General features: G+C 47.7%; 23 protein-coding genes. 9 read left to right on the forward strand and 14 right to left on the reverse strand.

What is annotated here, in order from left to right; all coding sequences use genetic code 11:
* Positions 1–29: 29 nt before the first annotated feature.
* The 4 genes from GON05_RS06760 to GON05_RS06775 all read right to left on the reverse strand — a co-directional run bounded on the left by GON05_RS06760 (position 30) and on the right by GON05_RS06775 (position 4,926).
* Positions 30–431, reverse strand: a complete 402-nt coding sequence (locus tag GON05_RS06760) for a DoxX family protein (RefSeq protein WP_157318409.1) — start codon at positions 429–431, stop codon at positions 30–32.
* A 97-nt stretch (positions 432–528) separates the two neighbouring features.
* Positions 529–972, reverse strand: coding sequence for a MarR family winged helix-turn-helix transcriptional regulator (locus tag GON05_RS06765; RefSeq protein ID WP_157318410.1), 444 nt, complete (start codon positions 970–972; stop codon positions 529–531).
* A gap of 410 nt (positions 973–1,382) precedes the next feature.
* A complete protein-coding gene (locus tag GON05_RS06770; protein ID WP_127453951.1) occupies positions 1,383–3,131 on the reverse strand; it encodes an ABC transporter ATP-binding protein in 1,749 nt (582 codons plus the stop codon).
* Positions 3,132–3,153: 22 nt separating this feature from the next.
* Positions 3,154–4,926 carry an ABC transporter ATP-binding protein gene (locus GON05_RS06775; protein WP_181646521.1) on the reverse strand — a complete coding sequence of 591 codons (1,773 nt, stop codon included), beginning with the start codon at positions 4,924–4,926 and terminating at the stop codon, positions 3,154–3,156.
* Between the two features lie 157 nt (positions 4,927–5,083).
* On the opposite strand from GON05_RS06775, the gene GON05_RS06780 reads away from it, so the two are divergent.
* Together GON05_RS06780 and thrC are read left to right on the forward strand one after the other, a co-directional pair.
* Complete coding sequence (locus GON05_RS06780) at positions 5,084–5,776, forward strand: hypothetical protein (RefSeq protein ID WP_157318412.1); 693 nt, start codon at positions 5,084–5,086, stop codon at positions 5,774–5,776.
* Positions 5,777–5,906: 130 nt separating this feature from the next.
* A complete protein-coding gene (gene thrC / locus GON05_RS06785) occupies positions 5,907–7,295 on the forward strand; it encodes a threonine synthase (RefSeq protein WP_157318413.1) in 1,389 nt (462 codons plus the stop codon).
* Positions 7,296–7,355: 60 nt separating this feature from the next.
* On the opposite strand, the gene GON05_RS06790 is transcribed toward thrC, so the two are convergent.
* Positions 7,356–8,015: a glycosyltransferase gene (locus tag GON05_RS06790; protein ID WP_157318414.1), complete on the reverse strand. Its 660-nt coding sequence runs from the start codon at positions 8,013–8,015 to the stop codon at positions 7,356–7,358.
* A gap of 237 nt (positions 8,016–8,252) precedes the next feature.
* Between GON05_RS06790 and GON05_RS06795 the strand changes: the two genes are divergently transcribed.
* A complete protein-coding gene (locus GON05_RS06795; RefSeq protein WP_157318481.1) occupies positions 8,253–8,765 on the forward strand; it encodes a hypothetical protein in 513 nt (170 codons plus the stop codon).
* Positions 8,766–8,811: 46 nt separating this feature from the next.
* Here GON05_RS06795 and rlmN read toward each other — a convergent pair whose 3' ends face one another.
* Positions 8,812–9,894 (reverse strand): dual-specificity RNA methyltransferase RlmN, encoded by a 1,083-nt coding sequence (gene rlmN, locus GON05_RS06800; protein WP_157318415.1) that lies wholly within the window; start codon positions 9,892–9,894, stop codon positions 8,812–8,814.
* A gap of 253 nt (positions 9,895–10,147) precedes the next feature.
* On the opposite strand from rlmN, the gene GON05_RS06805 reads away from it, so the two are divergent.
* Entirely contained in the window at positions 10,148–10,579 is a 432-nt protein-coding gene (locus GON05_RS06805; RefSeq protein WP_157318416.1) for a VOC family protein, read from the forward strand.
* 82 nt (positions 10,580–10,661) lie between these two features.
* Here the strand turns inward: GON05_RS06805 and GON05_RS06810 are convergent, their stop codons facing one another.
* The gene (locus tag GON05_RS06810; protein ID WP_157318417.1) at positions 10,662–11,009 is read right to left on the reverse strand and encodes a hypothetical protein; all 348 of its coding nucleotides are present in this window, start codon (positions 11,007–11,009) and stop codon (positions 10,662–10,664) included.
* A 218-nt stretch (positions 11,010–11,227) separates the two neighbouring features.
* Positions 11,228–12,277 carry an NAD(P)/FAD-dependent oxidoreductase gene (locus tag GON05_RS06815; protein WP_157318418.1) on the reverse strand — a complete coding sequence of 350 codons (1,050 nt, stop codon included), beginning with the start codon at positions 12,275–12,277 and terminating at the stop codon, positions 11,228–11,230.
* Between the two features lie 178 nt (positions 12,278–12,455).
* Here GON05_RS06815 and GON05_RS06820 point away from each other — a divergent pair, with 178 nt between their 5' ends.
* Genes GON05_RS06820 through GON05_RS06835 form a run of 4 tightly spaced genes read left to right on the forward strand, consistent with a single transcriptional unit; the run spans position 12,456 to position 16,215 of the window.
* Entirely contained in the window at positions 12,456–13,304 is an 849-nt protein-coding gene (locus GON05_RS06820; protein ID WP_157318419.1) for an ABC transporter ATP-binding protein, read from the forward strand.
* On the forward strand, positions 13,252–14,187 hold the full coding sequence (locus GON05_RS06825; protein ID WP_181646523.1) for an iron-hydroxamate ABC transporter substrate-binding protein: 936 nt from the start codon (positions 13,252–13,254) through the stop codon (positions 14,185–14,187). Before GON05_RS06820 ends, GON05_RS06825 begins: the two co-directional genes overlap by 53 nt.
* A gap of 22 nt (positions 14,188–14,209) precedes the next feature.
* Positions 14,210–15,208, forward strand: coding sequence for a FecCD family ABC transporter permease (locus tag GON05_RS06830; RefSeq protein ID WP_157318420.1), 999 nt, complete (start codon positions 14,210–14,212; stop codon positions 15,206–15,208).
* On the forward strand, positions 15,205–16,215 hold the full coding sequence (locus GON05_RS06835) for a FecCD family ABC transporter permease (RefSeq protein ID WP_157318421.1): 1,011 nt from the start codon (positions 15,205–15,207) through the stop codon (positions 16,213–16,215). The genes GON05_RS06830 and GON05_RS06835 overlap by 4 nt, the downstream gene beginning before the upstream one ends.
* Positions 16,216–16,287: 72 nt before the next feature.
* Here GON05_RS06835 and GON05_RS06840 read toward each other — a convergent pair whose 3' ends face one another.
* From GON05_RS06840 to adh, 6 genes are all read right to left on the reverse strand, one after another.
* Complete coding sequence (locus GON05_RS06840; protein ID WP_127453974.1) at positions 16,288–16,746, reverse strand: hypothetical protein; 459 nt, start codon at positions 16,744–16,746, stop codon at positions 16,288–16,290.
* 36 nt (positions 16,747–16,782) lie between these two features.
* Complete coding sequence (locus tag GON05_RS06845) at positions 16,783–17,211, reverse strand: hypothetical protein (protein WP_157318422.1); 429 nt, start codon at positions 17,209–17,211, stop codon at positions 16,783–16,785.
* A complete protein-coding gene (locus GON05_RS06850) occupies positions 17,208–18,401 on the reverse strand; it encodes a ParM/StbA family protein (protein WP_157318423.1) in 1,194 nt (397 codons plus the stop codon). Before GON05_RS06850 ends, GON05_RS06845 begins: the two co-directional genes overlap by 4 nt.
* Positions 18,402–18,607: 206 nt before the next feature.
* Positions 18,608–19,897 (reverse strand): RNA polymerase factor sigma-54, encoded by a 1,290-nt coding sequence (gene rpoN, locus GON05_RS06855; RefSeq protein ID WP_157318424.1) that lies wholly within the window; start codon positions 19,895–19,897, stop codon positions 18,608–18,610.
* 129 nt (positions 19,898–20,026) lie between these two features.
* Positions 20,027–20,389, reverse strand: coding sequence for a DUF779 domain-containing protein (locus GON05_RS06860; RefSeq protein WP_157318425.1), 363 nt, complete (start codon positions 20,387–20,389; stop codon positions 20,027–20,029).
* Between the two features lie 13 nt (positions 20,390–20,402).
* A complete protein-coding gene (gene adh / locus GON05_RS06865) occupies positions 20,403–21,923 on the reverse strand; it encodes an aldehyde dehydrogenase (RefSeq protein WP_157318426.1) in 1,521 nt (506 codons plus the stop codon).
* A gap of 235 nt (positions 21,924–22,158) precedes the next feature.
* Here adh and GON05_RS06870 point away from each other — a divergent pair, with 235 nt between their 5' ends.
* Entirely contained in the window at positions 22,159–23,910 is a 1,752-nt protein-coding gene (locus GON05_RS06870; RefSeq protein WP_309492211.1) for a sigma-54-dependent Fis family transcriptional regulator, read from the forward strand.
* Position 23,911 lies beyond the last annotated feature (1 nt).

Genomic DNA, 23,911 nt, shown 5'->3' on the forward strand with positions numbered 1-23,911 from the left:
GTTATGTCCTGCCCTGTCTAGAAAGAATCTTAGAATAATAATGCATCAATGGAGTAGGCGCCCGCACCAGTTAGTGCTACACCTATAACAACTACAAGCAGCAGTAAATTGTACTCGTAACCGCCTGTTGTGTTCCAGTAACCGTTTTTGCCATGCACTTTAGCAATGGCCATCACCATCGTCAATGCAATCAGCAAGGAAGCGAACACAGTGCCCAAGCCCGCTGCGAACAATAATCCGCCTGCAAACTCCATCAGACCAGCCAGAACCGCCATCGCGACGCCAGGCTTAATGCCAATGGACTCCATCCAACCGCCCGTTCCTTTCGGACCGTAGCCCCCGAACCAGCCAAATAATTTCTGAGAGCCATGGGCCATGAAACTGAGCCCCACTACTAAGCGAATCAGCAGCAATCCTAATGCGATACTCATCACGATCATCTCCATTTCAAATTTAAGAATCTTTAATTTAAGATATTAGGTAAAAGGTAAAGTAGTTATTCCTCCGTCTAGAGGTCAAACTACTTCTCTATTTGAAACCGTCTTGGGCGAACTTGCCGAGCTTTTTTAACAATTGACTAGCGACCCTTTTCTCTTCGGCAGTAAGACCAGCCACCGCGCTCTCAATCACTTCAATATGCTGAGGAAAAACTTCTTCAATAAATTGCTTGCCTTTCACCGTAATTTCCGCAAAAACAAGTCTTCGGTCTTCCGTGGATGTCCGGCGGACAACAAACTCCTTCTTCTCCAGCTTATCGACCACGTAGGTGATATTTCCACTGCTCATCAGCACTTTGGAGCCGATTTGTTGGATAGGCTGTGCCCCTTTGTGATAAAGAAGCTCCAGTACGCCGAATTCAGTCCGGTTTAATCCATGCTTGCGGATGTCGCGGTCGCCGTGTGCATTAACCCATTCACTTGCTCTGGAAAGTGCGATGTAGAGATCCAAGGAATCATTTCGCATTTCGCTCATTAGGTTCACCTCATTTCGTTGTTGTTTTCGTTTGTGTTTGATGTCTTGATTTAAAGATACTTTAATTTAAGATAAATGTCAACACCTGTTTTTAAAATTTGTTGTTTGATGGACGGCTCACCTTACTCTAACGGACTCCGATGCTGCTATTCTTCTAAATTAGCTTCTATATTGTAAATCTAACGGACTGAGGAGCCGTTATCTATCGATTTTAGCGTCTGTTACCGTTCAAAAAAGACAATTAACGACTTCTGTGTCCGTTACATTCTATTTTAGCCCTAAAACGAAAAAATAGGGGCGCCTCAGTCCGTTAGCTCCAAGCTACACCACTTTGGCGACCCTATCCTGCATACACCCCTCTTCCTAAGAAAGAGGGGGCTTATGCCTGAGTATGCCTTATGCCACCAAACCTAACCCACCACAGCCGACTCGCCCTTCTGCAGCTGGTACATCTTCGCGTACCGGCCATTCAGCGCCATTAACTCGTCGTGATTGCCGCGCTCCGCGATCTCCCCGCGGTGCAGCACAAGAATCTGATCCGCATCGCGGATCGTGGACAGCCTGTGCGCGATGACGAGTGTCGTGCGTCCTTCGCTGACAACCTTCAGCGCCTGCTGGATCAGCCCTTCGGTCTCGCTGTCGATGCTCGCTGTCGCTTCGTCCAATATGAGGATGGACGGATCGAAGGCGAGCGCTCGCGCGAAGGAGATAAGCTGCCGCTGCCCAGAGGACAACGTGCTGCCCCGCTCCACAACCTGCTCATCATAGCCATGAGGCAGCTGCTCGATGAAGGGTGCTGCGCCGACATCTTTCAGTGCGCTTTTTACACGATCGATCGAAATCTCCTCATTATAGAGGCTTACATTAAACTTAATATCCCCTGCAAATAAGAATGGATCCTGCAGCACGATGCCCATATGTTTCCGCAGCGCCTGCTTGGACATCGACCGGATGTCACGCCCATCTATAGTGATACTGCCTTCATTGGGTTCATAAAAACCAAGCAGCAGGTTCATAATCGAGCTTTTGCCTGAGCCTGTATGGCCTACGAGAGCGATCGTTTCCCCTTTGCGTGCCTCGAAGGAAATCTGCTTCAGCACATTTTCCCCTTCTTTGTAGGCAAAGGTCACTTGATCAAACTTCACGATTCCTTCCGGACGGCTCACCTTATCTGTTTTCTCAACGTCCTGACCTTCCATATCCATGATTGCGAACACTTTATCTGCGGATACAAAAGCCCTTTGCGCATTCGTCAGCTGATCGAAAATTCCGATAATCGGTTGGAAAATACGCCCCAGATAATCGATAAACGCATAAAACACCCCAAAGGAAATAGCCGCTTGCAGAGATTCCCGGCCAAAATACCAAATGACCATGGCCGTCACCAAGCTCCCAATAGTACCTACAATGTTGCGGGAGGACAAGGAAAAAACGCGAAACTGCTTTAATTGGTTCACATAACGGTCCTGATTCAATACTTCAAATTCGTCCAACGTCACCTTCTCGCGGCGAAAAGCCTGAATAATCGGCATGACGACGATCGATTCATTAATCATTGCGTTCATGTCACTAAGCCTTGCACGCATGATGGTGATGAACACTTTGGAATATTTCAAGTGAATCTTCATAATGAGAGCGAAAATTGGAGGCAGCACCAAACAATAGACAGCCAAGTGCCAATCCAAAATAAACAAGGCGACGAAAATCCCGATAAGCTGCATCGTACTGACGACAAACGTCGCCATGAAGCTCATGAATAAGTCGCGTATCGCCTCCGTATCGTTGGCAATTCTCGACACCACCTGACCGATTGGCGTGTTGTCGAAATAACGCAGTGCGATGCGCTGGATGTGCTGCATTAAGTCCATACGCATGTTTTTGATGATTTGAAGCGCCGTGGACTGGAATAAATAAGCCTGAGAATAGTTGCAAATACTTGCTACTAAAAGCAGCCCCATATAGAGACCAATCAGTTTCAGCACAGAGGACATCTGACTTGTATCTACGGAAAGATGCTGGTCGATGATTGTTTTTGTAATGTAGGGTCCTGCAAGTTCGGCGCTTACCGCACAGCATAAAATGAGCAGCGCACCGATAATCCTGAATTTATAGACAAGCGCGTACGAGACGAGCCTTCTTGCCGTTGATGGTTGATTCATCGTGTTCCCCTCCCTTCTGCCATTATTCATCTAAACTTGCTTCCATCTGCTGACGGTCCCACTGTTCCCGGTACCAACCGCCAAACTGCATCAGCTGTTCGTGTGTTCCTTCTTCAATAATCCGTCCCTCGTCCAGAACGAGAATCCAATTCGCATGGCTTACCGCGGATAAACGATGGGTCGAGATGAATGTCGTTTTACCTGCCCGCTCCTTGCGGATGTTTTGCAGGATACGGCTTTCCGTCCGAGCATCCACCGCGGATAACGAGTCATCCAGCAGAAGGATCTCGGAATCGATGAGCAGGGCTCTGGCAATGGCCAAGCGCTGCTTCTGCCCACCGGACAGCATGACGCCGTTCTCACCGACGATGGTAGCAAGACCTTCCGGCATTTGCTCAATATCCTGAGTAAAAGAGGCCATCTCCACCGCTCTAGCGATCTCATCCGCGGGAGCGTCATGTTTGCCGAGCGCGATGTTGTCGCGGATCGATTTGGATAGCAGCAAATGCTCCTGCGGAACATAGGCAACCCAACTTTTAACCCGATCAATCGCGATCTGCTCAATCGGTACATCGGAGATCAGCAGCTTCTCAGGAGGGATAGGGTACTGCCGCAGCAGCTGCTTGAGCAGCGTGCTTTTGCCGCTTCCCGTACGGCCTACAATGCCTAAGGTTTGCCCCCGCTCCAGCTCGAAAGACACATGCGCCAGGCTTGGGTGATTCGCAGTGGGATAAGTAAAGCTGAGATCCTTCATTTCGATCCGATTAGGCACACTAACCGCTACCGGATGATCCACGTCTACGATATCAGCCTTCTGTGTCAGAGCCGTATCCAGTCGGTCAGCGGAGGCGCTGCCGCGCTGCAAGACGTTGATAAACTCGCCGAAGGAAATCATCGGCCAAATCAGCATCCCCAGATAAATGTTGAACGAAACGAGCTGTCCCAGTGAAATCTCATGATGAAACACCAGATAGGAACCATATCCGATCCCAATGGAATAACTCAAGCCTACAATGAGGGAAGTCAACGGTTGAAAAAGCGCATTGAGCATCGACACACGCTTGTTCTTATTCATCACTTCGGATGTGACTTGATCAAAGGCTTTAAGATCATGATCTTCCTGTACATACGATCGAATTACGCGAATGCCTGATATCGATTCCAATGCATGATCGTTCATTTTGCCGAAGGAAGCTTGTGCCGCGAGGAAACGCACTCTCACCTTTTGACCCAATTTACTGATCACAAAAGCTAGAAAAGGCAGCGGAATCAGCGCCGCAATCATCAATTTAAAAGAGATGAGGGAAACCATCATGACAATAACAACCGATGCCCCTACTATCGTGGACACCAACGTCATTACTCCATACCCCGAAGTTTGACCGATCGCCAGTACGTCATTCGTTGCCAGCGCCATTAACTGGCCTGTGCTGTTGCGTTGAAAGAACGCCGGCGTCATTTTCGACAAATGCGCAAGCAAACGGCCGCGAAGCACCTTTTCAACCAAAGCCGAGTTGCCGAATAACGTTGTGATCCACACATACGCCATTATGTATAGCAGCACAGCAAGTCCTATCAGCAAAAGGACCGTATGGTTGAGCGCAGTAGCGGACAAATTCCCGCTGCGGATATGGTCAATTGTATTTCCTATCATTTTAGGCGGGATAGTCGTCAGTAAATTCACTCCGATCAATAGACCGATCGCCAGCGCATAATATTTCCATCTTTCTTTGAAAAACCATTGAAGCTTGATGATAAAAGACAAGAATTCCACCTCTTTCCATTGTACACACATAAATTGATTCTATAGTTTCGCTCGAGTGAAGTCCATGAGGAAGTTCGATTTAATCAAACTTTCCTGTTCCTGCAACATTTTGGAAATTTTTTATGTAAGATGGGCAAACTAAGGACAACTTTACATCTTGAAAGGGAGTCACTCCATGCATCCTGTTATGAAAAAAAGTTTTGCCATTCTGTCGTTATCTGCCATGATCACTGCGGGCATAGCTTACGGTGCGCCTAGCGATACATATGCTACAGCTTTGATGAATGGTAACCACACCGTCTCATTCTCTATGAAGGAAGAAGCCAAACAATTGCAAGCGACAGGCGTCATCACTTCCATTCGCATGGACGGCGATCATGCATTGATCCACATACAAGGTGTTGGCACAGACGGCCTTGTTCTTAACGTCGACAAAGATACGGTCTTTCAAATGGCTGACGGCACTAAACTTAGTCTTGCCGATTTGCACGTAGGCTTAACCGTTTTGGCTGAACATTCCATGGTGATGACGATGAGTCTGCCGCCGCAAACGCCAACGTCCAAAGTAACGGTTCTGGATGCAAAAATACAAAAGGATCTGCTGGGAACGGCGGGTAGAATTGAAGAAGTGCGCAGCGAAAATAAGGATGATCTGCGAATCCGCGTGAAAGGTGAGGGCTTAACAGAAACTTCGCCAAGCGAAATCGTGCTGAATTTGACGAAAGATACGGCCATCGTAGACAAGAACGGGAGCAAAGTTGCGACATCGAAGCTAGTGAAAGGCGCGAATGTCATTGCATTCTACGGACCTGCCTTGACGAAGAGCCTGCCGCCTATCGGTACTGCCTGGAAAATCGTTATTGAAGATAAAGAAGAATAATATTTTTGTAAAAAGCTGAAATCTTCCATCCTAATGGGAGGTTTCTTTGTTTAACGTGGCGGATCGCACTGTCCAAATGATTCGTTTTTTGATACAATAACTGAAAATTCATTCGAATAAGGGGACTAATATGGAATACATTAGCACACGCGGAAAAGTAGAACCCCTCGGTTTTATCGATGCCATCCTGATGGGATTGGCGAACGACGGTGGTTTGCTTGTTCCCAAAACGATCCCGCAACTATCCGCAGACACGCTCCAGAAGTGGCAAAACCTCTCCTACTCGGAGCTGGCTCTTGAAATTTTCTCCCTATTTATTGAAAACGAAATCCCGCGCGCAGAGCTTAAACAGCTCGTTGAGGACAGCTACGGCACGTTCCGTGATGAAGCTGTCACGCCTGTTAAACGCCTGAACGATGACACTTATGTGCTGGAATTGTTCCACGGTCCAACGTTTGCTTTCAAAGACATCGCGCTGCAATTCCTGGGCAATCTGTACGGGTATGTCTCCCGCAAGACGAACTCGATCATTCACATCCTCGGCGCAACTTCCGGTGATACCGGAGCTTCTGCGATTGAAGGTGTGCGCGGCAAAGAAGGCATCCGCATTTGTATTCTTCACCCGCACCAGAAGGTAAGCCGCGTGCAAGAGTTGCAAATGACGACGGTGGATAGCGAAAATGTGCTGAATCTGTCCGTTGAGGGTACTTTCGACGACTGCCAACGCATTATCAAAGAGCTGTTTGCCGACGTTGAATTCAAGCATCGCTACCACTTGCGCGCAATTAATTCCATCAACATTGCCCGCATTTTAGCGCAAACGGTCTACTACTTCTATGCGTACTTCCAAGTTACAGCTGGCGACACAGGAGCTAAAGTTAACTTTAGCGTGCCGACTGGCAACTTTGGCGATATTTTCGCTGGTTATCTCGCTCAGAAGATGGGCCTTCCTATTCATAAGCTCATTCTTGCGACGAATGAAAACAACATCCTTGAGCGTTTCGTGAAGGAAGGCGTGTACCAACCGGGAGCTTTCCGCGGCACGCACAGCCCTTCCATGGACATTCAAGTAGCCAGCAACTTCGAGCGCTACCTGTTCTACCTATACGGCGAGGATGCAGAAGCCGTGACCACCCTGATGGCGCAGTTCAAAGCGGAAGGCCGCATTGTAATTCCTGCCGACAAACTGCAAGCGGTGCAAGCGGATTTCGCTGCGTACGGTGTACAGAACGAAGAATGTTTGGATACAATTAGCTCCTATTACAAGGAGTATGGTTATCTGCTTGATCCACATACAGCGTGTGGTGTCGCTGCTGCCGACCGTATCGCAGCGGACAGCGAAGTGACGGTAGCCCTTTCCACCGCTCATCCGGCAAAATTCGATGAATCGATCCGTTTGCGCGGTATTGAGCAAACCTACCCGCAGCAAATTCAAGCTCTATTCGACAAACCGCAATTCCAAACGGTTGTTGGCGGTTCGAATGAGGAGATCAAAGATCAGCTCGTGAAGTTTTTCTAAATCAAAGGGACTGTCTCTGAAAGTCTGAAATGACCTTCGGAACAGTCCCTTTTTCACTTTCTACTTAAACTTTTGCGGAAATTGCTTAATAATGCCGTCCGTCAGCACATCGGCGATCATTGTAAGATGATCCGCGTTTTTATCGAACCACAGGATATCCGCATCCCAATCCTTGGCCAGCATGGCTTTTACATCTTCCGTCAACATTTGCAAATGAACATACATCAAATCCTGCACTGTCTTCATCGGCCAATTCGGATTAGCTTTACTTAAAAAGGTGGCGATATCATCAGCGTTGCGGTACCACTCTTTGTTAACTTTGTCGAACTCAGCCGTATTCCCGCTTTTCGCCGCATCCACCACCTTGCCGGCAAGCACGATGTGCTCCGTCAACAGATCACCCAGCTGATTCCCGGCAGCCTCCCCGTAGAATGGCTTAATCGCATTCCCAATATCCTTCTGATTTCTTAACAACCTGGCTAAAGTTTTATCTTTATTTTCTAGATTGGCAAGATCGCTCACCACGTAGTTGCGTGTCCAAATCGCATGATCCAGCCATAGTCTTCTTAGATCGCCTTTCAACTGTACCATCGATTGCGTGTACATCATCTGCTTAGCAGATACTGCACGGTCATCCATATGCGCTTCTGCCCGAAGTGGAGCCGTACTGAAAGCAATAGAGAGAGACAGCAGTGTTAACTTGATCAACTTGCCTTGCATAGGTAAATTCTCCTTTTCATATAAATTGGAAACAGCTCGTTATATTGTGTACGCTCGAGTCGTTTTCATTCATAAAAGAGGGAGGAAGCTCCAGCATGAAGTTACCATGTAGAAATTCGGTGGGGCAAAATCAGTCTGGAGACCGAGAAGTTCCTATACCTAAGCAAGAGGACGCGCTTCTTGCACCGTGATATGCTAGATGTAATGAATAATTCTATGGGAGTGAAAATAGTGAATATGAATCGCAGCGCTTTTCTTGGCCCAATCTTGATTCTTTTAGGCATCTTCTTGTTTCTAAAAGGGGAAATCACGTTCAGCACGGGCACCATTTTTGAATACTTCTGGCCAACCTTTTTCATCATTCCCGTCGGTGTGTTCTTTCATTGGCTGTACTTCTTCATCATGCATCGCAGAGGCGTAGGGGTGCTAGTCCCAGGCGGCATTCTGCTTACAGCAGGAGTCGTTTGCCAAATATCCATGCTGTTCGACATTTGGCATCTCATGTGGCCTGGCTTTATGCTTGCGGTCGCCGTCGGTTTGTTCGAGCTGTATTGGTTCGGAGGACGCAACAAATGGCTGCTTATTCCGATCAACATTTTGACCGTATTGTCCCTCTTGTTCTTTGCGATTTTCTCGATCGGATCGCTCTTCTCCGGCATTTTCCACAATCAGCCTATCTTCGCCGCTCTGCTCATTGTTGCCGGTTTGGCCTTAATGTTTATGCGCGGTCGGGAAACTAGCAAGTATTGAAAAAAAACCTTCCAAACCACGAAATTGTGGCCTGGAAGGTTCTTTTTTATTGAGCAACCAAGTTATCCTCTGTGGATTTCTTGATCTGTTTACTGCGTAATTGTCCACAAGCGGCATCAATATCAGTTCCGTGTTCTAGACGGACACTGCAGGAAATGCCTTGCTTTTTGAGCGTATCATAGAAAGCCCGCACGGACTCCCGCTCGCTCCGTTGGTACTGGCTATGCTCATCCACCGGATTGTACGGGATAAGATTCACATTGGCGAGTTGGCGGATGTGCTGAATCAGCTCAGCCAGCTGGATCGCATGCTCCTTGCCGTCATTCACGTCTTTCAGCAAAATGTACTCAATCGTGATTCTCCGGTTTGTTTTCTCCAAATAGTACTCAATCGAACTCATCAACTTTTCAATCGGAATCGCTTTGTTAATTTTCATAATCCGCGTCCGAAGCTCGTTCGTCGGGGCATGCAAGGAAATCGCGAGGTTCGTCTTCAAATCGGAATCCGCGAATTCTCTGATTTTATCAGCAAGACCACTTGTGGAAACGGTGATATGTCTAGCCGCAATATCAAGGCCCTTCTGATCCTTCACAACGCGGATGAAATCAACCATGTTCTTGAAGTTATCGAAAGGCTCGCCAATTCCCATCACCACAATGTGGCTAACGTGCTCGTTCGCGCCCTTGCCGTCCAAATGAAGCTGAACCTTCATAATTTGTTCCACGATTTCTGCGCTCGTCAGATCACGGCTCTTAGCCAACAGACCGCTGGCACAGAAGCTGCACCCGATATTGCAGCCAACTTGTGTTGTTACACATACGGACAGCCCGTATTTATGTCGCATCAGCACGGTTTCGATCAGGTTGCCATCCATCAATTTAAACAGGAATTTGATTGTCCCGTCCGCTGACTCTTGTTTCAGATGCTCCGTCAAGGTTTGGATGGCGAAATGATCCCCTAACACCTGAAGACAGTCCTGTTTAACATCCGTCATCTCCGAGAACGAGGTTACCCGCTTCCGATACAGCCAATCCCATACAAGTAAAGCCCGCGACTTTTTGAACCCTTTTTCAGCGAGCCAAGCCACTAATTGATCAAACGTTAATCCATAAATGGATCCTTTATTCATGTGTTATCCTCTTTTCAAGACTTTCACTTACAGTCCAAATTCTATGAAACAGCCGAAGCTTACCATCTACTTATTATTGTGCCAAAAATCGTCCATGAACACAAGAGGAGTGAGCTTCCAGTGTTTCATGAAAGATTTACAAATAAATCGAACATATGTTCTTTATTTTTCTCGCGTTTTGTGTTAATAATAAGAGGTAAGGTTTTTTTTAACAATGATCCTAATCAAATTTAACCCAAGGAGCTGAAGGTTGATGACATTACGCTTAGACCCTTATTTAGTTATGGAAGGAAACGCTAAGGAAGCCATCCAATTCTATGAGAAGGCATTAGGTGCCCAACAAGTTTTCGTACAAACATTTGGTGAAATGCCTGCAAATCCTGACTACCCGCTCCCTTCAGAAGCAAATGAACTTATCGGACATGCGATGCTGATGGTAGGCGATACGCGTCTGATGCTGTCCGACGCCTTCCCTGGACAACCTGTTCAGAAGGGTGCCAATGTTACCATTTGCATTTCGATCAAGGATGTTGAGAAATCCAAAGCGATCTACCATGCACTGGAAGATGGCGGACGCGTCATCATCCCACTGTCAGAATCCCACTTCAGCCCTGCATATGGCCAAGTCGTCGACAAGTTTGGCGTAGGCTTCCACATTTTCACTGACCAACCAACGAACAACTAAAGACCGAACGGAATGTCAAAAAGCCTTCGTTCCATTTCTACCGTTGGATTGAAGGCTTTTTTATGTAGAACCCCTAACATGTTTATCGAACGATCTTCTCGAGAATTTTCATAGAAGAGACTGCTATTTCTTCAGCAGCTGGTACTTGTACAGGTGCTGAAGATGGTGCTGGCTGATCATGAAACATTTTATTCGCATACATCTTCTTGATTTGGCCGTAAAAGCTTGTCGTTCGTATGTAGGAAATCATCCTGCATATCATTTGCATTTGCATCGTATCTTCAATCCCGGAGGCGATGTTGAAAAGTGTATTCAAACTGCCAATAGCTTGATCCCTAGTGATGATCCCACTTTCCAAATCCCTCACAACCCGCTCCATTTCACTTTTCACAAACATGACTGCTCTGCTCTTTATAGTCTTATCTATCAACCACTGCACCTCCTAGATGTATGTACTAAAATAGTACAACACCCCGCTTGGAATAGCTGTCGAAGTGAGGGGAGCAAGATTATAGTATTTTTCGGGAATGCCAAGGAATCTTGTCGTCTTTTGTTAGGAAAAATTTGTAAACGTGGGCCTTACCTGTATTTTTCTCATATATTGCATGGTTCACTAGCTCTTTGACAATTAGAGGACCTACTCTCCTGCTAGCTGAACATTTGTTTCACTAATTCCCGATTTCGTTCTTTGAAAACTTCATTATGCGAAGAAACCATAGCATACTTGTAGGCGCCTGGCTGTATGTATTGTTTCGCTTTATTTACAGCATTCGCTGCATCATGGAACGCGCCTGCGATCAGGTGGACTTTCCCCTCATGATTGAGAATATCTCCAGCTGCATAAATCCCCTCGATAGAAGATTCGCTCGCTGCGCTGCCTTTAATATAATAATCGTCTACGATCTCGATCGTCACTTCGCTATTTTGAAGTAAAGTCGTATCTCGCTCGTAGCCGTGATTAATGATGACTTCATCAATTTCCAAATACGAAATTTCACCCGTTTCGTGGTTCTCAAGCTGTACATGTTCTATCGTTTCGTGATTTGCGCCGGCAATTAATTTAGAAATGGACGAATTGAAAATGCATTGCACGGAGCTTTCCAAAAGCTGCTTCACTTGAGCTTCATGACCGGAGAGCGCATCCTTGCGATATGTTAAATAGACTTTTCCAGCCACAGGCTCCAGCTCATTAGCCCAGTCAACAGCTGAGTTACCGCCTCCAGAGATGACGACCGTTTTACCCTTAAAGCGCTCCAGAGATTTTACCGTATAGTTCAAATTAGATACCTCATACCGCTCCGCGCCCTCGATTTCCAGCTTTTTGGGATTGAGAATGCCCCCGCCTACGGCGACTATCACTGTTTTCGACAAATGCTTAACACCGGATGCAGTGAGCAGTTCAAAGATCCCGTCTTCATTGCGCCTGATCGACTCGACTTTCTCACTTAAGACAACCTCCGGGAAGAAGGTTAATCCTTGTTCGACAAGCTTCTCGATCAGCTTTGCGCCAGGCAGCGGCGTATGGCCGCCAACGTCCCAGATCATCTTTTCCGGGTAGACATGCACTTTGCCGCCAAGCTGTGGCTGATACTCAATAATCTTCGTTTTCATTTCTCTCAAGCCGCTATAGAAAGCAGAGTAAAGCCCTGCCGGGCCTCCTCCGATGATCGTGACATCAAACAATTCCTGATTATTCATAAATATTCACTCCTCTTTACTCGCATGCAATTGATTATCATTATCAATTAAATATAAAGCTATTTTTTTCTTTTGACAACAAAATAATCATTGACAACCTTAATCTGGTGCCTTAAAGTATGTTTAGTTGTCGTGATGATAATGATTATCACTATCGATGACATCATGGAGGTGTCTTATGGTTCGCCTGTATATAGATGAACTCAACATTGGTTATGGAGAACGTTCGATTGTCAAAAATCTTAGTGCTGCCATTCCCGACAAAAAAATTACGACCATTATCGGTGCTAACGGCTGCGGCAAATCCACTCTTTTAAAAGCAACAACACGAATTATTCCTCACCAATCCGGTCGTATCGTACTGGACGGAGCGCTCATCTCGAAAGAAAACACCAAAGTTCTCGCTAAAAAAATGGCGATACTGCCACAGACTCCTGATAGCGCCAGCGGATTGACCGTTGGCGAATTAGTGTCTTATGGCCGCTTCCCTTATCAAACCGGCTTTGGCCGATTGACAAAAAAGGACTATGACGCCATCGACTGGGCGCTCGAAGTGACAGGCACCCAAGATTTCAAATACAGGCCTGTTGATTCCTTATCCGGCGGTCAACGGCAGCGCGTTTGGATTGCGATGGCAATCGCCCAGGAAACCGATATTATTTTTCTGGATGAGCCTACGACCTACTTGGACTTGGCCCATCAACTAGAGGTGCTGGAGCTATTGCAGCGCTTGAATCGGGAACAAGACCGAACGATTGTGATGGTGCTGCACGATTTGAACCAAGCCGCCCGCTTCGCGGATTACATCATCGCTTTGAAAGATGGCGAAATTGTCAAAGCCGGCGATTGCGAAGAAGTGATGCAGCCTGAAGTTCTCAAGCAAGTTTTCCACATTGATGCGGAGATCGGAAGAGATCCTCGGACCCATAAACCCATGTGCATTACTTACAATTTACTAAAGGGAGACAACTCAAGTGAAAAAACTACTGATTCCATTCCTGCTCTTCATCCTAGTACTAGCTACTAGCGCTTGCGGAGCTGCAGCACCTAAAAAAGAAGATGGCTCTGCAACACCGGCTGCTTCAACTGCGGCTGGGTCCAAAACAATTACGTATCAGTCCGAAGATGGGCCCGTTGAAGTGCCTGCCAATCCACAGCGTGTTATTGTCCTTTCTGCTTTTGCAGGAAACGTAATGGCGTTAAATGTGAAGCTTGTCGGTGTGGAGTCATGGTCCAAAGCTAATCCTAACTTTGACAAAACCCTAAAAGATGTGCAGGAAGTTTCAGATGAAAATTTGGAAAAAATCATTGAACTAAAACCCGATCTCATTATCGGTTTATCCACGATCAAAAATATGGATAAGCTGAAGCAAATCGCTCCAACCGTTACATACACGTATGGCAAAGTTGACTATCTAACCCAACATATCGAGATCGGAAAACTTCTGAACAAAGAAAGCGAAGCGAGAGCTTGGGTTGACGACTTCAAGAAACGCGCACAAAAAGCAGGTACTGACATTAAAGCCAAAATCGGCACAGACAAAACCATTTCCGTCATCGAGAGCTTCGACAAACAGCTTTACGTATATGGCGATAACTGGGGGCGTGGGACGGAAATTCTTTATCAGGAAATGAAATTGCCTATGCCTGCCAAAGTGAAGGAAACAGCTCTGAAAGAAGGCTATTATGCTTTGTCGACGGAAGTTCTGCCGCAATTCATGGGCGACTACGTGATTTTCAGCAAAAACCCGGATGCCGACAACTCTTTCCAACAAACGGAGACATACAAAAATACAACGGCTGCAAAAAACGGCCACGTTTATGAAGCTAACGCCAAAGTTTTCTACTTTAACGATCCGTTAACGCTGGAATACCAACTAGATTTCTTCATCAAAAATTTGCTTAAATAACATCACGAAGGAGCCGTCTCGGATGAAACAATCCATTTCATTTGGTTATAAATTTGCCCTTGGGCTCCTTGTGTTTGTGGGAATGTTTGTTGTTGCTATGGTGTTTGGGGCAGCAGATGCTACCCTCTCGGATGTCTGGCTGGCACTAACTTCACACACCACAAGTGATGCGATTACGATCATCCGTGAAATTCGATTACCCCGCGAAATCGCGGGGATTTTCGTTGGCGCGGCTTTAGGCGTCTCAGGCGCCATTATGCAAGGGATTACTCGAAATCCGTTAGCAGACCCCGGTTTGCTAGGGCTAACGGCAGGTGCTAACGCAGCACTCGCCCTAACCATTGCTTTATTCCCGTCAACAAGCTACTTGGGCATCATGCTCGCTTGTTTCATTGGAGCGGCCATAGGAGCGCTTCTGGTTTTTGGCATTGGAGCGATGAAAAAAGGCGGATTCTCACCCATCCGCATCGTACTCGCCGGAGCTGCGATCTCCGCCTTTTTATACGCCGTTTCCGAGGGGCTCGGCCTGTATTTCAAAATCTCAAAAGATGTCACCATGTGGACAGCAGGGGGATTGATCGGGGCGTCATGGGACCAGTTGAAAGTGATCGTGCCTTTTATCGTTGTGGGGTCGCTGGTATCTCTCCTGCTCTCCAGGCAGCTTACTATTCTTAGCTTAAGCGAAGAGGTGGCTGTTGGATTAGGGCAGAAAACGGCGCAAATTAAGGCCATTCTCTTCATCATCATTATTCTGCTGGCAGGCGCATCCGTTGCCCTGGTCGGCAATATGGCCTTCATTGGGCTTATGATACCGCACGTCGTACGTGCCATCGTAGGCACCGATTACCGGTTCATTATTCCAATGTCCGCGGTCTCAGGCGGTACCTTCATGCTGCTCGCAGATACACTCGGGCGTACCATGAATGCGCCGTACGAAACGCCTGTAGTGGCCATTGTGGCGATGTTAGGCTTACCTTTCTTCCTGTTTATCGTACGCAAAGGGGGCAAAGCCTTCCCATGATTCATCCATCCATTCTCAGAAAACAACGCCTGCTCGTAGTTGGGGCTCTAGCACTTATCATTGTTACGATTGTGATCGGTATGGGTCTAGGCTACTCGTCGTTGTCCTATAACCGGCTGCTCCCTACCCTGTTTGGTCAGGGGACCTTCAAAGAACATTTTGTCTTATTTTCAATTCGATTACCCCGGATTCTGATTACCTTATTGGCCGGCATGGCGCTTGCTCTATCTGGCGCGATCCTGCAGGGTGTTACACGCAATGATTTAGCTGACCCCGGCATTATTGGAATAAACTCCGGTGCGGGTGTCGCCGTTGCCGTCTTTTTTCTGTTTTTCCCGGTAAAAGCAGGCTCCTTCGTATATTTTCTACCGCTATTCGCTTTTATTGGAGCTCTGCTAACCGCTGCCTGCATTTACTTGCTTTCTTATAGTCGAAAAGAAGGTCTTCAACCCGTCCGATTAGTGTTAATGGGCATTGGCTTCTCCATGGCCTTATCCGGCATCATGATTGTCATCATCTCATCCGCAGAACGTGCGAAGGTGGACTTTATCGCCAAATGGCTGGCAGGCAACATCTGGGGAACCGACTGGCCGTTCATCTGGGCGCTTCTGCCGTGGCTTATCGTGCTCATCCCATTCACCTTGTATAAAGCCAACCGGTTAAATCTCCTTGGTCTTAATGAGCCTGTCGCAATCGGCGTTGGTGTGTCGGTGGAAAAAGAGCGTATCGTCCTACTTCTTACCGCTGTCGCACTTGCGGCTTCAGCCGTTTCCGTCACGGGAGGCATTACCTTCATCGGGCTTATGGCTCCGCATATCGCGAAAGCTTTGGTCGGGCCAAGGAATCAGCTGTTCATTCCCGTAGCTGTTCTAATCGGCGGATGGCTGCTGCTGCTGGCTGATACCGTCGGTCGCAATTTGCTCGACCCCGATGGGATTGCCGCCGGTATTATGGTCGCGTTGATCGGCGCACCTTATTTCATCTACTTATTGCTGAAAAAAGCATAAAGAAAAACAGCATGCCAAAAAAGCTATCCTCACGATTATGGGGAATAGCTTTTTTTTGATCATGAATTTTGCTCAGTTCGCAATTTGACTCCAGACTGGATACTCATCCAAGTAACCATACTGGTGCAGTTCCGTAAGTGCCTTGCGGATGCTGCTCTCGTCCTCGCCTGACTCACTGGAGAGATCCAATAAGTCGGTTAAATCAATCTTAGGATGTTCTTTGCAAAAAGCAAGCAAACCTTTGGCCGCCCAGGATAACCGATCGTCCTGAAAATCACCGACCAATCGGCGAAACATTTTCTGGGAAATAATTTTCATCTCGACGAGATTCTGCATCGCCTTCGTTGCCTGCTTCAGATTCATCCGGCCCAGTTTTGCAATATCAACCAAATCGGGGACGTTTGCTTCTGAGGAGAAGCATTTCAATACGATTACAGTCATTTGCGAATAAACATCCATGCCAGGATAACGAAATATATCATCAGTCAATGTAAAATGCCTAGCTGCTTCTTTCCCCTGATTGTTATCCATTAGGTGTCCTCCTTATCCTGAATCATGGAGTTCCCCCTACTCAGGCTCCCTTCCATGATCCGAAGTAGGCACTAGCTTCCCTGAATTTTGCCGGGACTGCCGGAATATTTGTGCCAAGCTGAATTTCTTCTGTTCCCCTTCCGCACCTGTTGCTTGAGTAGGCTCTAAAGGCTCGTCCAATTCTACCTTGGGATCGATCTCCTCTATTCCTGCGGGAGGGCTGACTTTGTCTATATCGTGGAACATTTCTTTCCCGGGAAATATTTCGATTTCAGTTGTTGCAGATGCAGACAGGCGCTCTTCGCGAACATATTTCGTTAAAATATCTATAATACCTTGGCTAAAATAGCCATCCATCTTCAACTGGTTTAAATAATCGATGACCTCAGTGGGCGTATCTGATGGAATATACAAAGTTACATCCTTGCCAGAGCGAACGTAGACGGTGGATCGGCGTTTTTTCAATCCTGACCGCTCCCGTTCTCGGAGACTCCTTTGGCATCTGTGCCTGCCGCGACTTCGTCCGCATGTTGCAGGGCGTGGTCCAGCATGAGGAACGTGCCTCGCACATTCCGGAATTGGCTGTGCTCGGCTGTATCAAACCGAATAGGCAGGCCCAGCTCGGCGTTTATTTTCTCAATCCAAGGCTGCAAAACAACAGCTCCGCCGCCGATAAACCAGAACTCATTCGCATAACGAACGTGCTTCCAGGAGCTGCGGGCGAACTTCAGCACCTTCTCCGCTAATATGCGCATGTGCTTGTTGATCAGGCTCGTCATATCAAACACGACCTTGCCTTCGGCATAGATCTCATACTCTTTGTTGACGAGCATAAGCGTCAATTCGGCTGTGCTTGCAAGCAGCTCCTCACCTTGCGCATTCACCTCATTACGAATGCTCTCCAGTGCATCGTTGAGATAGATTTTGGCGCCGGTGGAGTGCCTTTGATCCAGATCCAGGCCTGGTCGGAAGAAAGCGATATCCATATCTACGCCGCCGACATCGGCAATGCCAAAGCCCTTGTGCGACAGATGGGATTTCGAAGTTGCTTCCAGATCATAAACGCCGGATACATCGTCTATACTGATGTCGGTTGGAAGCGAAAATTCCATTTCAACTGTGATCCCTTTGAAAACAGGGGTCGTTACGAACGTGACGGAGTGGACACCTCCGGTGATTTTACGGGCAAATTCATCGCGGAATTTCGTAATTTCGCGAATCGGCAGGCCAGTGCCCAGGTTTACGGCAGCTTTGATCCGCTTTTTACCCCGTTTGATTGCGTCCTCATGTTGTTTGGCAATGGCATAAGCGGCAGCCGTCAGGAGCGTCACCATGGTCTCCGGTCTCTGGGCTTTCTTTTGCACAGCTTTATCTCCGACAATCTCATGAAGAATACCTTCATCGCCAATGGCGAGATTCCCCACATAAACGTGTCGGTACTGATCGCTTTCAATGGCAGGCGATGTAATTTGAACGTCGAGGAAATCCAGGGGATCACCTTGTTCCATCAAAAGAAATCGTTCACCAAACGGTTGTGCAAGTACATTAGGGAAAATGAAGCTACAGTCCAAATGGTCATAGATGACCTTGACATGACTGCTGCCGTTATCAATGGACAGTGTGATGGTAGTGGTTAAGACTTCGTTCTTTGTCAAGTCAATTCCCCTCTCCTACCTTGATTTGAATCTATATACCTATTCGCAATAGGAACGTAGAATGAGTGGGTATTTGGAATATTTCGTTAATTTTACGCTTTCACTGGAATAAAGTTTAAAGTCTAAAGTTTAAACTTTAAACGGTAAAGTTCATGCCTTAAACTTTAAGATTTAAACCTCAAATCTTAAACTTTAAAGTTTAACCTTCAAACGTTAAATCGTCTTTTTAGAGCAGGTGGAAGATTCATCTGTTCTCTATATTTAGCCACTGTTCGGCGTGAAATGACGAGCCCCTTGCTGATTAAAAGCTCAGATAGTTGTTGATCCGAGAAAGGCTGGTCTCGGTTTTCTCCTGCAATCGCTTCACGAAGCTTTTCCTTCATGTAAAAAGAAGAAACCGTTGTTCCATCGATCTTCTTCATCGAAGAGGAGAAGAAATATTTCAGCTCAAATATCCCCCACGGGGTTTGAACGTACTTCCGGCTGACCGTACGGCTCACGGTGGATTCATGTACTTTCAGCGCTTCAGCCACCTGCTTCATCGTCATCGGCCCGATATGAGCGGTGCCCTTCGCGCAAAAATCGGCCTGGAGCTCGAACATAAGGCTTGCTGTTTGCAGCAGCGTAGCTTTTCTTCGCTCAATGCTGTCCATAAGCCCCCTTGCGGCCTGCCATTGCTGCTTCAAGTAGCGGAATACATCTTGCGATGCCTTCTGCTCCATCAGACGAAGATAAGAATCGCTGAGCGTAATGCCCGGAATTGCAGCATTTTCAAGAAAAACAGTGTAAGTCCCCTCTACCAGCTTCAACGTAAGATCTGGTATTACATACTGCGGCTGCTCTCTGCTGTACATGGCTCCAGGCTTCGGATTGAGCGCTTTTATCTGTTTAATCGCCGCTTGGATGCGGGATGGCTCTGTATCGTATTTCACCGCTAACTGATGAAGCCTGCCAGCGGCAATATCGGGCAAATCCTGTTGGATTAAATCTGCCACCAAGGGGTCTATTCCCTTCAACTGCTGCAATTGGAGGAGAAGGCATTCCGCTAAGGTTGAAGCCCCTACACCGTATGGTTCTAAGCTCTGGATGATTTGAACAGCTTGACGCACATGCTCCAACGAGGAGCCTTGAATAGCGGAAATTTCATCTCTCGTATAGGGAAGGTAGCCCTTTGCATCCAAATTTCCGATGATCCATTTGCATGGCCCCTTTAGTCTACTGTCCAAATTCATACAGGCTATCTGTTCTAGTAAAACCGACTCTAACGTAGGCGCAGCGCTAGGATCGACATTAAGCCGCCAATCTGGATTAGAACCGCTGATATTACGGATTGCCGGATTTCTATGCTTAAGTTCAATAAAAGGATTCTCATTCGCTTGCTGCTTTACCAACTCATGCAGATCCAAGGAGGACATATGGAGGATTTCCATAGACTGCCGCATATGTGGGGTAAGCTGCATTCTGTGATCCTGCAGTGCACCTAATGAAATTTCCATCCGCAAACGCCTCCTTTTAAAGAATGAAATCGCTTACCAATAGTATATTCGTACTTTTAATGTAAAATCCAGCATGAAAAAGCGCAAAAGACCCAGCGATAAACCATCGCCAGGTCCAACGTACACTTTTTACAAACCTAACTCGTGCCGCTCCTCCTCCGTAAACATCCGCGAACGCGTCAAAAACCGCCGGCCCTCCGGGCCTTCGAGCGAAAACATGCCGCCCCTGCCGGGAACCACATCGATGATCAGCATCGTGTTTTTCCAATAATCGTACTGGGATTTACTCATATAAAAAGGGGCGCCGCCGATATCTCCCAACCAAACGTCGCTGTCACCGATCAGGAACTCCCCCTGCGCATAACACATGGGAGAGCTTCCGTCGCAGCAGCCGCCGGATTGATGAAACATAACCGGGCCATGCTTGGCTTTTACGATTTCAATTAGCTCCAGAGCAGCCTCAGTAGCAACGACCTTGCTTGCCTCTTTCATCGCGGCGGCTCTCTTAGAAGAAGCCCAATGCTTCAGGACTGTAGCTGACGAGCAAGTTTTTGGTTTGCTGGTAGTGGGACAGCATCATTTTGTGATTCTCGCGGCCGATGCCTGAAGTCTTATATCCGCCAAAAGCTGCATGGGCAGGGTAGGCATGGTAGCAATTCGTCCATACGCGTCCTGCTTCAATGCTCCGGCCCATCCGGTAGGCAGTATTCATATCACGCGTCCATACGCCTGCTCCAAGACCATAGAGCGTGTCGTTCGCTATAGCCAAGGCTTCTTCCTGGTTCTTGAACGTCGTAACCGCAAGGACAGGGCCGAAAATTTCCTCTTGGAAAATTCTCATCTTGTTATTCCCTTTAAGAACAGTCGGCTGGATATAGTAGCCTTCCGAGAGCTCCCCTTCCACTTTCCCTCTGTCACCGCCAATCAAACATTCCGCACCTTCTTGCGAGCCGATGTTGATATAGCTCATGATTTTCTCAACTTGCTCCGTCGAGGCCTGTGCCCCAATCATAGTATTTGTATCAAGTGGGTTGCCCTGTGTAATCGAAGCGACCCGCTTCAGAGCTCTCTCCATAAATTGATCGTAAATCGACTCCTGAATCAATGCGCGTGACGGGCTCGTACACACTTCCCCTTGATTGAGAGCGAACATAGCAAAACCTTCAAGCGCTTTATTGTAAAAAGCGTCATCCCGCGCAAGCACATCTTCAAAGAAGATGTTCGGAGACTTACCGCCCAGCTCCAAGGTAACCGGTATCAAATTCTGCGAAGCATATTGCATAATCAAACGGCCTGTTGTCGTTTCTCCCGTAAAGGCAATCTTCGAGATACGGCTACTTGAGGCTAGCGGTTTGCCCGCTTCAAGGCCGAAGCCGTTAACGACATTAACGACGCCTGGCGGCAGCAAATCTTGAATAAGTTCGAGCAGCACCAGAATGGAAGCCGGCGTTTGCTCAGCTGGCTTGAGAACAACGGCATTGCCTGCCGCAAGCGCTGGAGCGAGCTTCCACGTCGCCATCAGCAGCGGGAAGTTCCACGGAATGATCTGCCCGACGACGCCAAGCGGCTCATGAAAGTGGTAAGCCACCATATTGTCGTCCAATTGGCTGAGCGTACCTTCTTGAGCGCGGATGCTCCCTGCGAAATAGCGGAAATGATCAATCGCCAGCGGCAGATCGGCCGCAAGCGTTTCACGAACAGGCTTGCCGTTATCCCAAGTCTCGGCAACCGCGAGCATTTCCAAATTAGCTTCCATACGATCAGCAATTTTATTTAAAATAACAGCGCGCTCGGCAACTGACGTGCGCCCCCATGCCTCTTTGGCAGCATGCGCAGCATCCAAAGCCAGCTCGATATCCTCAGAAGTTGAGCGTGGAATCTCACAGAACACACGATTATTTACAGGAGACGGATTGTCGAAGTATTGCCCTTTAACAGGTGCAACCCACTGTCCACCGATAAAGTTTTCATACCGTTTTTTGAATGTTACTTTGGATCCGTTTTGTCCAGGTTGTGCATAAATCATTCTCGCTCAGCCTCCTTAAAATGGTATACATAAATAGATAAGCAAGAATCGTGCCAACGGACAAATTCCCGTTACAATGGGGTTTATGAATGGTGTACGAAGTTCGATGTTCCGTTTTGATACAAAGGATGTGTTCCATTTTGGGACATTCTTGCCAGCAGCCCTCCATTAATAAAAGCAACTATGGTATGATCGGGTAAGATACGATTGCAATGGAGGGATCTTTTTGCTATCCGTGGAAAATAACTTTTTATCCAACGCAGCGGCAGCTTCTTGGAAGCGCTGTCACGAATTTGGTTTAGTGCCCACCGACCCCATTGACGATGACATTTTAACAGGAATTCACATGCAGTCTCTCCTCAAGCAAAATGAGCAAACCATCCAATACACCGAGCAAATCTTCGAACACATGCATACCGACATCAAAGAATCCGGCCAGATGGCACTGCTGATCGACCCGGAAGGAACCATTATTCACACGGCAGGAGATATCGACTTCTCTCGGCGTGCATTGGCGGTTCAGCTGCAAGTAGGCGCCAATTGGGCCGAACATCGCAAAGGGACGAATGCCATCGGCGTTGCCCTTACAGAGCGGAAGCCCGTACGTGTGCATGCCGAAGAGCATTATTTCAAATCGAACCATTTCCTGACCTGCGCTTCTGCTCCTGTCTTCAACGCGATCGGCGAGCTGATCGGAATCGTCAATATTAGCGGCAAGCAAGAGAATTTCCATGCCTATACCTTTACCCTCGCCTGTTTGGCTGCTCAATCCCTGCAAAACAAAATTTTGCTCGAGGAGTCGAAGAAGGAACACCTCATCACGCTAAGAGAGTTGGACTACTCCTCCATGCATCATCCTTTGCCCCTGCTTTCGCTCAGTCGAGATAACCGTATCCTCCGCGCCAATCATGCCGCTATGCGGGTCATGGGCGGCGACGTCATCGGTAAGCCCATGCCGAAACTGGAGGGTTTTGCCGTTCAAACCTTACATAATGAACATCAAAAGCTGTGGCAGTCTGTCTCCATTCGAAGGGTGACGAGTAATGATCAGCATTTATACACGTTTCATGATCTTGTCGGCACGTGTCCGACATTCCTGCAGAGGAAAGAGTTAGCCCAGAAGGCTTCAACCGCGGACTTCCCTGTTCTGCTCTTGGGCGAAAGCGGCGTCGGCAAGGAATTGTTCGCCCAATCCATCCATACGGCAAGTGCCCGGTCGGGAGCGCCGTTCATTGCACTTAACTGCAGCGCCATCCCAGACAGCCTGGTCGAGAGCGAATTGTTCGGCTATGCCCGCGGCGCTTTCACAGGTGCAAGCAAGGAGGGCAATATCGGGAAATTCGAGGCCGCGCATAAAGGCACGATTTTCCTTGATGAAATCGGCGATATGCCCCTTCGGGCGCAAGCTGCGCTTTTGCGTGTGCTCCAAGACGGGCGGATTACTCCGGTTGGGAGTGCGAAGAGCAAAGCCGTTGATGTGCGCGTAATTGCCGCAACGAATAAGGATTTGGCCGCAGAAGTGAAGGCGGGCGGATTCCGGGCCGATCTTTATTATCGGCTGAAGGGCATCCCGGTTACGCTGCCGGCTCTACGGGAAAGAAGCGATATCCTGGCATTGGCGCATCATCTGCTCCAGAAGCATGCATCGCCATGCTGTGCCTTCACGGAAGCCGCCAAACGCAAGCTGCTGGCCTACAACTGGCCAGGCAATATCAGAGAGCTGAGCGGCATTCTGATGCAAGCGATCTTCCTGGCTGGCGATCAGCCGATTGATGCTGATCATCTAATGTTGGAGGCTGCGCAAGTGGATGAGACGATGAGCGAATCCCCTAGCGAAGATCACCCTCTAACGCTCAAAGAGGCGGAAATTAAAGCGATCAAGATGGCGCTGGCCGCCTCTGAGTGGAATCTCAGCAAAGCTGCCGCCAAATTGCAGATTGGAAGGACGACTTTGTACCGTAAAATCGAGGAATATGGGATCACTTAAG

This window comes from Paenibacillus anseongensis (assembly GCF_009757995.1).
GTDB lineage: Bacteria > Bacillota > Bacilli > Paenibacillales > NBRC-103111 > Paenibacillus_E > Paenibacillus_E chondroitinus.

Bases quoted from the DNA above. Each gene is read 5' to 3' on its own strand.
- GON05_RS06760 (WP_157318409.1), bottom strand. From the start codon at position 431: ATGAGTATCGCATTAGGATTGCTGCTGATTCGCTTAGTAGTGGGGCTC.
- GON05_RS06765 (WP_157318410.1), bottom strand. From the start codon at position 972: ATGAGCGAAATGCGAAATGATTCCTTGGATCTCTACATCGCACTTTCC.
- GON05_RS06770 (WP_127453951.1), bottom strand. From the start codon at position 3,131: ATGAATCAACCATCAACGGCAAGAAGGCTCGTCTCGTACGCGCTTGTC.
- GON05_RS06775 (WP_181646521.1), bottom strand. From the start codon at position 4,926: ATGTGTGTACAATGGAAAGAGGTGGAATTCTTGTCTTTTATCATCAAG.
- GON05_RS06780 (WP_157318412.1), top strand. From the start codon at position 5,084: ATGAAAAAAAGTTTTGCCATTCTGTCGTTATCTGCCATGATCACTGCG.
- thrC (WP_157318413.1), top strand. From the start codon at position 5,907: ATGGAATACATTAGCACACGCGGAAAAGTAGAACCCCTCGGTTTTATC.
- GON05_RS06790 (WP_157318414.1), bottom strand. From the start codon at position 8,015: ATGCAAGGCAAGTTGATCAAGTTAACACTGCTGTCTCTCTCTATTGCT.
- GON05_RS06795 (WP_157318481.1), top strand. From the start codon at position 8,253: ATGAATCGCAGCGCTTTTCTTGGCCCAATCTTGATTCTTTTAGGCATC.
- rlmN (WP_157318415.1), bottom strand. From the start codon at position 9,894: ATGAATAAAGGATCCATTTATGGATTAACGTTTGATCAATTAGTGGCT.
- GON05_RS06805 (WP_157318416.1), top strand. From the start codon at position 10,148: ATGACATTACGCTTAGACCCTTATTTAGTTATGGAAGGAAACGCTAAG.
- GON05_RS06815 (WP_157318418.1), bottom strand. From the start codon at position 12,277: ATGAATAATCAGGAATTGTTTGATGTCACGATCATCGGAGGAGGCCCG.
- GON05_RS06820 (WP_157318419.1), top strand. From the start codon at position 12,456: ATGGTTCGCCTGTATATAGATGAACTCAACATTGGTTATGGAGAACGT.
- GON05_RS06830 (WP_157318420.1), top strand. From the start codon at position 14,210: ATGAAACAATCCATTTCATTTGGTTATAAATTTGCCCTTGGGCTCCTT.
- GON05_RS06835 (WP_157318421.1), top strand. From the start codon at position 15,205: ATGATTCATCCATCCATTCTCAGAAAACAACGCCTGCTCGTAGTTGGG.
- GON05_RS06840 (WP_127453974.1), bottom strand. From the start codon at position 16,746: ATGGATAACAATCAGGGGAAAGAAGCAGCTAGGCATTTTACATTGACT.
- rpoN (WP_157318424.1), bottom strand. From the start codon at position 19,897: ATGGAAATTTCATTAGGTGCACTGCAGGATCACAGAATGCAGCTTACC.
- GON05_RS06860 (WP_157318425.1), bottom strand. From the start codon at position 20,389: ATGAAAGAGGCAAGCAAGGTCGTTGCTACTGAGGCTGCTCTGGAGCTA.
- adh (WP_157318426.1), bottom strand. From the start codon at position 21,923: ATGATTTATGCACAACCTGGACAAAACGGATCCAAAGTAACATTCAAA.